8 protein-coding genes are annotated in these 6,546 nt (G+C 64.3%); 5 read left to right on the top strand and 3 right to left on the bottom strand.

The genetic code is table 11. The features are described 5' to 3' along the window. Nucleotides 1–107 precede the first annotated feature (107 nt). Together guaA (RDM88_RS10960) and guaA (RDM88_RS10955) are read right to left on the bottom strand one after the other, a co-directional pair. On the bottom strand, nt 108–1,412 hold the full coding sequence (gene guaA / locus RDM88_RS10960; protein ID WP_308754877.1) for a glutamine-hydrolyzing GMP synthase: 1,305 nt from the start codon (nt 1,410–1,412) through the stop codon (nt 108–110). A gap of 34 nt (nt 1,413–1,446) precedes the next feature. Continuing rightward, entirely contained in the window at nt 1,447–2,979 is a 1,533-nt protein-coding gene (gene guaA / locus RDM88_RS10955; protein WP_308754876.1) for a glutamine-hydrolyzing GMP synthase, read from the bottom strand. 165 nt (nt 2,980–3,144) lie between these two features. Between guaA (RDM88_RS10955) and RDM88_RS10950 the strand changes: the two genes are divergently transcribed. Together RDM88_RS10950 and RDM88_RS10945 are read left to right on the top strand one after the other, a co-directional pair. Then, entirely contained in the window at nt 3,145–3,582 is a 438-nt protein-coding gene (locus RDM88_RS10950) for a hypothetical protein (protein WP_308754875.1), read from the top strand. Beyond that, nucleotides 3,572–3,775 (top strand): DUF378 domain-containing protein, encoded by a 204-nt coding sequence (locus RDM88_RS10945; RefSeq protein ID WP_101549606.1) that lies wholly within the window; start codon nt 3,572–3,574, stop codon nt 3,773–3,775. The genes RDM88_RS10950 and RDM88_RS10945 overlap by 11 nt, the downstream gene beginning before the upstream one ends. Nucleotides 3,776–3,828: 53 nt before the next feature. Here the strand turns inward: RDM88_RS10945 and RDM88_RS10940 are convergent, their stop codons facing one another. Then, nucleotides 3,829–4,203 carry a DUF5655 domain-containing protein gene (locus tag RDM88_RS10940; RefSeq protein ID WP_308754874.1) on the bottom strand — a complete coding sequence of 125 codons (375 nt, stop codon included), beginning with the start codon at nt 4,201–4,203 and terminating at the stop codon, nt 3,829–3,831. Nucleotides 4,204–4,419: 216 nt separating this feature from the next. On the opposite strand from RDM88_RS10940, the gene RDM88_RS10935 reads away from it, so the two are divergent. The 3 genes from RDM88_RS10935 (at nt 4,420) to RDM88_RS10925 (ending at nt 6,517) form a co-directional block, all read left to right on the top strand. After that, a complete protein-coding gene (locus RDM88_RS10935; RefSeq protein WP_308754873.1) occupies nt 4,420–5,037 on the top strand; it encodes a cytidylate kinase-like family protein in 618 nt (205 codons plus the stop codon). Nucleotides 5,038–5,048: 11 nt separating this feature from the next. After that, complete coding sequence (locus tag RDM88_RS10930) at nt 5,049–5,264, top strand: DUF3006 domain-containing protein (protein WP_308754872.1); 216 nt, start codon at nt 5,049–5,051, stop codon at nt 5,262–5,264. Between the two features lie 86 nt (nt 5,265–5,350). Beyond that, nucleotides 5,351–6,517: a cation diffusion facilitator family transporter gene (locus tag RDM88_RS10925; RefSeq protein WP_308754871.1), complete on the top strand. Its 1,167-nt coding sequence runs from the start codon at nt 5,351–5,353 to the stop codon at nt 6,515–6,517. Nucleotides 6,518–6,546: the final 29 nt, after the last annotated feature.

The following is a 6,546-nucleotide window of genomic DNA, read 5'->3' as shown; positions in this document are numbered from 1 at the left end:
ATTCTCTTGTGTGGCCGGGTTGAAACGAATAGTATCAATCCAGTATCACAAGGCAAAGTGACAGGTCAAAAACCCTGTATTCATGCGGGTTTGAGCCGTTTTAACGGTCACTCCCACTCGATGGTCGCGGGCGGTTTGGGGGAGAGGTCGTAGCAGACCCGGTTGACCCCCGGGACCTCGCGAAGGATGCGGTTTGTAATTTTTATGAGCACCGGCCAGGGCACCTGCTCGACGTCGGCGGTCATCGCGTCGATTGTGTTGATCGCGCGCAGGATGACGGGGTATTCGAAGCAGCGCGCGTTGTTTTTCACGCCGACCGATTTGAAATCGGGGACGACGGTGAAATACTGCCAGACGGTCTTGTCGAGCCCGGCGATGTGGAACTCCTCGCGGAGGATCGCGTCCGATTCACGCACGGCCTCGAGGCGCTCGCGGGTGATCGCGCCGAGGCAGCGAACCCCGAGCCCGGGGCCGGGGAAGGGCTGGCGGTAGACCATGCCGTCGGGCAGGCCGAGCGCGGCGCCGCAGGCGCGCACCTCGTCCTTGAAGAGCTGGCGCAGCGGTTCGACAAGCTCGAACGCGAGGTCGTCGGGCAAGCCGCCGACGTTGTGGTGGGATTTGACCATCTTGGCGGTCTTGGTGCCGCTCTCGACGATGTCAGGATAGATGGTGCCCTGCGCGAGGAAATCGATCCCCTCGAGCTTGCGGGCCTCCTCCTCGAAGACGCGGATAAACTCCGCGCCGATGATTTTGCGCTTCTGTTCAGGGTCCGCGACGCCCGCCAGCTTGCCGAGGAACCGCTCGCTCGCGTCGACGTAGACGAGGTTGGCGCCCAGCTCGTCCCGGAAGACCCGCACGACCTGTTCCGGCTCCCCCTTGCGGAGCAGGCCGTGGTTGACGTGCACGCAGGTGAGCTGGTCGCCGATGGCGCGCAGCAGGAGCGCGGCCACGACCGAGCTGTCCACGCCGCCCGAGAGGGCGAGCAGCACCCTGCGGGAGCCGACCTGTTTGCGGACGAGCTCGATCTGGTCGGCGATGAAGTTTTCCATGTTCCAGTTGGCCTGCGCTTTGCAGGCGTCAAAGACGAACCCGCGCAGCAATTCCGTCAGCGCGGCGGAATCCTCCGGCCAATGGGGCAGCGACTCGCCCCGCGCCGTGGGGTGGTCGGCGGCGAGCGTCGGGATACCGAGCGCGTAGATCGCGGGGTCGACGTCGACGGGCGCGCCGTCCACGATCCGGTTGGGGCCGCCGTTCAGGAGGATGCCGCGCACGTTGGGCAGCGCGCGCAGCTCGTCCGGCGTGATGTCGTGCGGATAGATTTCGCTGTAGACGCCCAGGTTGCGGACGGCCCGCGCGAGGACGGTGTTTTCCGTGCTTCCCAGGTCCAGAATAACGATCATGTCCTGCTGCATATGCTGTTACCTCCCATGTCCTGCCGCGCCGGCCTCAGAGCCATTCGATGGTCGCGGGCGGCTTGGATGTGATATCGTAGACGATCCGGTTGATGCCGCGCACCTCGTTGACGATCCGGCGGCTGACGAGGTCGAGCACCTCGTAGGGGATGCGCGCCCAGTCGGCGGTCATGAAGTCGGTGGTGGTGACGCCGCGCAGCGCGACGGTGTAGTCGTAGGTGCGCCCGTCGCCCATGACGCCGACCGACCGCATGTCGGTGAGCACCGCGAAATACTGGTGGACCTCCTTTTCCAGTCCCGCCCGCGCGATCTCCTCGCGGAAGATCCAGTCGGCATCCTGCAAAACCGCGACCTTTTCGCGGGTGATCTCGCCGACGATGCGCACGGCGAGCCCCGGGCCGGGGAAGGGCTGGCGGTCGACAAGGTAATCGGGCAGGCCGAGCTCCCTGCCGAGCGCGCGGGTCTCGTCCTTGAAGAGCAGCCGCAGCGGCTCGAGGATCTCCTTGAAATCGACGTAATCGGGGAGTCCGCCCACATTGTGGTGGCTCTTGATCGTCGCAGCGTCGCCCGCGCCCGATTCGATCACGTCGGGATAGATGGTGCCCTGCGCGAGGTAGTCGACCCGCCCGAGCTTTTTGGCCTCCGCCTCAAAGACGCGGATGAACTCCTCGCCGATGATCTTGCGCTTTCGCTCGGGGTCGGTCACGCCCGCGAGCTTATCGAGGAAGCGGCCGCCCGCGTCGACGCGGACAAAGTTGAGGTCGTGCCCGCGGAAGGCCTCCTCGACCTCGTCCCCCTCGTTTTTGCGCATGAGGCCGTGGTCGACGAAAATGCAGGTGAGCTGGTTTCCGACCGCCCGGGAGAGCAGCGCTGCCGCGACCGAGCTGTCCACGCCGCCCGAAAGCCCGAGCAGCACCTTGCCGTCCCCGACCTTTTCGCGCAGGGACGCGACCGTATTGCGGGCGTAATCGCCCATCGTCCAGTCGCCCTTCGCGCCGCACACCCGGTAGAGGAAATTGTGGAGCATGGCGACGCCGTTTTCCGTGTGGAGCACCTCGGGGTGCATCTGTAAGCCGTAGAGCTTTTTTTCGGGGTTCTGCATCGCGGCGGTGGGGCAGCAGTCGGTGTGCGCCGCGGCGGTGAAGCCCTCGGGAAGCCGGTCGATATAGTCGGTGTGGCTCATCCACGAGACGCCTTTGTCCGGGAGCCCCGCAAAGAGCGGGCAGGAGGCGTCGTAGTATGTAACCGTCTTGCCGTACTCGCGCGAATCGGGGCTGGTGACATGCCCGCCGAGGGTGTGCGCCATCAGCTGGATGCCGTAGCAGATGCCCAGCACGGGGACGCCGCGTTCAAAGACGGCGCGGTCGATGTGGGGGGAATCCTCCTCATAGACGCTGTTGGGGCCGCCCGTGAAGATGATGCCGATGGGGTTTTTCGCGAAGACCTCCTCCAGCGGAGTCCGGCAGGGGAGCACCTCGCAGTAGACCGCGCATTCGCGGACCCGGCGGGCGATCAGCTGGTTATACTGCCCGCCGAAGTCGAGGATTACGACCGTCTGGTGGTTCATATGGGTTCATCAATCCTTTTTTATCAGATACCTGCGGGAATACGTTTATTTTGCCACAAAAAGACGCAAAATACAAGCGGCAAGGAAACGATTGTTCCTGCCTGCGTGCCGCGCCGTGCAAAACCGGCGCGGGCGCGGAAAAAAAGACGAAGGAGGGATGACGCAATGAAACGGCTGATTGCGGCGGCGGTGCTCGCGCTCGGCATGGCGGTGCTCTGCTCGATGCGGGTGTACGCCGCGGGCGGACAGCGGATTGTGACGTTGCCCGCGGGCGGGCCCTACCGGCTTGACGCGGCGGCCATCGAACGGGAAACCGGCCCGTTTGAGGCGCTGGCGGTGACCCTCGCGCCCGAAGGGGGCCGCGCGGTTCTCTTCTACGAGGGCGCGCCGCTGATGCCCTACCGGGTGTTGAGGCGTGAGGAGGTGGACCGCGTGTCGGTCTTCGCGGCAGAGTCCGCCGCCGCCGGTTTCACGGTGCTTTCCTCCGGGGAGGACGCGCCCGGCGGGGCTCCCCGCATCCGGTGCATAAATCCCGATTTTTCCGGGCAGACTGATAACGGCGCGTCCCAACTGATCAAGGAGGTTGACTGGATTGATCAATAAAATTGCGCTGATCCTGACCATCATCGGCGGCATCAACTGGGGCCTGATCGGCATCTTCCAGATTGACGCGGTCGCATGGCTCTTCGGAGGCTCGGCAAGCATCTTCAGCCGCATCATCTATACCCTCGTCGCCCTCGGCGCGATCTGGTGCATCTCGCTCCTCTTCCGCCCCGAAACGCGCGACGCGGTCTGACGGCGGCCCCAAAAAAGCGGCGGTTTTACCGCCGCTTTTTTATTTGCCCGCCGTCACTTGCTCATGGAGAACCGGTAAGCCTCGTCGATCCAGCCCAGAAGCTCTTCGTCGATCTCCTCCGCGCGCTCCACAACGACGTGGTGGGTCCAGCGGTTGGGACAGGCCTCCACGGCCCGGGCGATGCGCGGCGACTGCCTGCGATACGAAAGCCCGAAGGAGACCAGCAGGTATTCCGCCGGCCACCCTTTGACCCGCCTCCACGGCAGAGAGGCCGCGGCGAAGCCGTACCGGCAGCGGAAGGAGATCTGCGTTTTGGAGACCCTGATCTCCATACCGGGATAGGCGTCGAACAGCTTTTCGCGGAGCGCCTCATAGAGCGGCAGCATCCGCGGCATGTTGTCAAAAAACATCAGCTCGTCGGTGATCATGGCCCCGCCTCCGTAACGTTCATCGGGACGCGCCCGTCTCTTCCAGTCTAAGGGGAACGGCCGGGCCTGTCAAGCGTTCCCGCGCGGGCGCGCCCGGAAAATCTGCCCGGCGCGGTTTCCGGAGGTTGAAAAACCGGCGCGGAAAGCGTATAATAAGGATACGGCAAAGGCAATTCGGACGGCCTGTGGGAAACGGGCGGGAAAGGAGCGGTTGTCATGGCGAAACGGGCGATCATCACCATCGGAAGGGAGTTTGGCAGCGGCGGCCGGGAGATCGGGAAGGCGCTGGCGGATTCCCTCGGCGTGGAGTTCTACGACAAGGAGCTGCTCGAGGTCGCGGCAAAGGAAAGCGGCATCAGCAGGGACCTGTTTGAAAGCAACGATGAAAAACCGGTCAGCAGCCTGCTCTACTCCATGTCGGTAAATCCGTATTCAATGGGGAATATGATGGGCGTGGACCATGTCCCGATCAACCAGAAGCTGTTTTTGGCGCAGTTCGACGCGATCCGCAAGATCGTCCGGGAGCATGACTGCGTCATCGTCGGGCGCTGCGCCGATTACGCGCTGCGCGACGAGCCGGACTGCCTCAACGTGTTCATCCACGCGCCGCTCCAGTACCGCGTCGAGCGGGTCAAGCGGCTCTATGAGATGAGCGGCGGCGAGGCGAAGGACATGATTTCCAAGATCGATAAAAAACGCGCCGCGTATTACAACTCCTACTCGGACAAAAAGTGGGGGGAGATCGGCAGCTACCATCTTTCGTTCGACAGCAGCCTGCTGTCCACCCGGGACGCGGTGGAGCTGATCAAAGGCTTCGCGGCCATGAGGAAGTGAACGAAATACCCATGCGGTACAGCATCGACCGGTTTGAGGGGAACTTTGCCATCCTGGAGGCGGAGAACGGCGAGACGATCGGCGTCGAGCGCGCGCGCCTGCCCCGCGAGGCGGGGGAGGGCGACATCGTCGTCCACGAGATCGGCGAATTCAGGATCGATTCGGAGGCGACCGCCGCAAGGCGCGCCCGCATCCGCGAAAAGATGGAGGCCCTCTGGGAAAAATAGGCCGGCTCGGACGGGGCGGGACGCGCGGGTCGCGTTCCGTCCCTTTTCGGCGGGCCCGCAATTTGTACAGATTGGATGAGTGGGATATGATCAACTTTTTGCTGCGCCGTTTCGTGCGGGACAGCGACCGGGTGGAGGACCCGGAGGTTCGCGGCCGGTACGGCGTTTTTTCGGGCGTGGTGGGGATTTTCCTCAACCTCTGCCTCTTCGCGGCGAAGGCGGCGGCCGGATGGCTCACCTCGTCGATCGCGATCGTGGCGGACGCCTTCAACAACCTCTCGGACGCCGGTTCGTCGGTCGTGACCCTCGTCGGCTTCAAGATGGCCTGCGCCCCCGCGGACAGCGAGCACCCCTTCGGGCACGGGCGGATTGAGTACCTTTCGGGGCTGGCCGTGTCGATGGCCATCCTGCTCGTCGGGCTCGAGCTGGCGCGCGGCTCGATCGCAAAGATCCTGCGCCCCGAGGCGGTGTCCTTCAGCGTCGTGTCGGTGGTTATCCTGCTTCTCTCGATCGCCGTCAAGCTGTGGATGTGCTGGTTCAACCGCTCGCTTGGGAACCGGCTCGGCTCCACCGCGATGAAGGCGACCGCGATGGACAGCCTCACCGATGCGGTCGCGACCTCGGCGGTCGTCCTGGGGATCGCCGTCAGCTATTTCGCAAAAATCAATATCGACGGCTGGATCGGCATGCTCGTCGCCCTTTTCATCCTCTACACCGGCTGGACCACCGCGCGCGACAGCCTCTCCCCCCTGCTCGGGCAGGCTCCGGACGCCGCGTTCGTCCGGCAGATCGAGGAGGCGGTGCTCTCCCATGACGAGGTGTCGGGGGTGCACGACCTCATCGTGCACGATTACGGGCCGGGGCGGCGGATCATCTCGCTGCACGCCGAGATGCCCTGCAACGCGGACATCCTGGCGATGCACGACGCGGTGGACGTCATCGAGCTGGAGCTGCGGCACAGGTTCGGCTGCGACGTGACCATCCACATGGACCCCGTCGCCGTCGACGACGGCGAGATCGGCGCGCTGCGGGAAAGGGTGGAGCAGATGGTGCGCGGGATTGACCCGGCGGTCTCGATTCACGACTTCCGCATGGTGAACGGCGTCACCCACACCAACCTGATCTTCGACGTGTCGGTGCCCCACCGCTTCCGCCTGAGCGACGCGCAGGTCGCCCAGCGCGTGCGCGAGGGCGTGCAGGCGATCGATCCGAAATACTTCGCGGTCATCCGCGTCGAACAGGCGTTCATCTAAGCCGGAAGCGCCTGGAAAAGTCAAAAGAG

Source organism: uncultured Anaerotruncus sp. (genome assembly GCF_902490045.1).
Lineage (GTDB): Bacteria > Bacillota > Clostridia > Oscillospirales > Ruminococcaceae > Anaerotruncus.
The sequence above is the reverse complement of the archived record's forward strand: the minus strand, read 5'-3'. Positions and strand labels throughout refer to the sequence as shown.